The sequence below is a fragment of the Actinosynnema sp. NPDC037264 genome (assembly GCF_055603705.1).
The window spans coordinates 3,559-5,165 of sequence record NZ_JBVJVK010000127.1; the positions used below are offsets into that span (position 1 = coordinate 3,559).

The window sequence follows — 1,607 nt, forward strand, 5'->3', positions numbered from 1 at the left end:
CAGGCTGAGACGTGATGCATAGCCGATTGAGGCGAAGTAGAGTGATCCCATGCTGCCGAGAAAAGCCTCTAGTGAGTGTTCATGCGGCCCGTACCCCAAACCGACACAGGTGGTCAGGTAGAGAATACCGAGGCGATCGGGCGAACTGTGGTTAAGGAACTCGGCAAAATGCCCCCGTAACTTCGGGAGAAGGGGGGCCGAGGGATTTGAAGCCCCTTGCGGGCTAGGATTTTTCGGCCGCAGAGACCAGCGAGAAGCGACTGTTTACTAAAAACACAGGTCCGTGCGAAGTCGCAAGACGATGTATACGGACTGACGCCTGCCCGGTGCTGGAACGTTAAGGGGACCGGTTAGCTCTTCGGGGCGAAGCTGAGAACTTAAGCGCCAGTAAACGGCGGTGGTAACTATAACCATCCTAAGGTAGCGAAATTCCTTGTCGGGTAAGTTCCGACCTGCACGAATGGCGTAACGACTTCTCGACTGTCTCAACCACAGGCCCGGCGAAATTGCATTACGAGTAAAGATGCTCGTTACGCGCGGCAGGACGGAAAGACCCCGGGACCTTTACTATAGCTTGGTATTGGTGTTCGGTTCGGCTTGTGTAGGATAGGTGGGAGACTGTGAAGCTGTGACGCCAGTCATGGTGGAGTCGTCGTTGAAATACCACTCTGGTCGTACTGGATGTCTAACCTCGGTCCGTGATCCGGATCAGGGACAGTGCCTGGTGGGTAGTTTAACTGGGGCGGTTGCCTCCCAAAGGGTAACGGAGGCGCTCAAAGGTTCCCTCAGCCTGGTTGGCAATCAGGTGTCGAGTGCAAGTGCACAAGGGGGCTTGACTGTGAGACCGACAGGTCGAGCAGGGACGAAAGTCGGAACTAGTGATCCGGCCATGGCTTGTGGAAGCGTGGTCGCTCAACGGATAAAAGGTACCCCGGGGATAACAGGCTGATCTTGCCCAAGAGTCCATATCGACGGCATGGTTTGGCACCTCGATGTCGGCTCGTCGCATCCTGGGGCTGGAGTAGGTCCCAAGGGTTGGGCTGTTCGCCCATTAAAGCGGTACGCGAGCTGGGTTTAGAACGTCGTGAGACAGTTCGGTCCCTATCCGCCGCGCGCGTAGGATACTTGCGGAAGGCTGTCCCTAGTACGAGAGGACCGGGACGGACGGACCTCTGGTGTGCCAGTTGTCCTGCCAAGGGCATTGCTGGTTGGCTACGTTCGGAAGGGATAACCGCTGAAAGCATCTAAGCGGGAAGCCTGTTCCTAGATGAGGTATCCCACCCCTTTGTGGGTTAAGGCCCCCAAGAGACTATTGGGTTGATAGGCCGGAGATGGAAGGTCGGTAACGGCTGGAGTTGACCGGTACTAATAGGCCGAGGACTTGTCATGAAGACGCTACGCATCCACTGTGCGGTTCTGAAAGAACCGAACCGGACCGCCTTGGTCCACCCGTGTAGGACTGGGTGGGTTGGGGTGCCTACGGGTTGGTAATTTCATAGTGTTTCGGTGGTCATAGCGGTTGGGGAACACCCGGTCCCATTCCGAACCCGGTAGTTAAGCCTTCCAGCGCCGATGGTACTGCACTCGTGAGGGTGTGGGAGAGTAGG

Annotated in this window: 2 rRNA genes (1 of these 2 running past the window's edge); both read left to right on the top strand. The window is 56.6% G+C overall.

Annotation, left to right across the window (positions count from 1 at the left end):
- Nucleotides 1-1,389, top strand: a 23S ribosomal RNA gene (locus ACZ7GX_RS45605) (it extends 1,360 nt beyond the left edge of the window).
- 113 nt (nt 1,390-1,502) lie between these two features.
- Nucleotides 1,503-1,607 (top strand): 5S ribosomal RNA (gene rrf, locus ACZ7GX_RS45610); the annotation flags it as partial.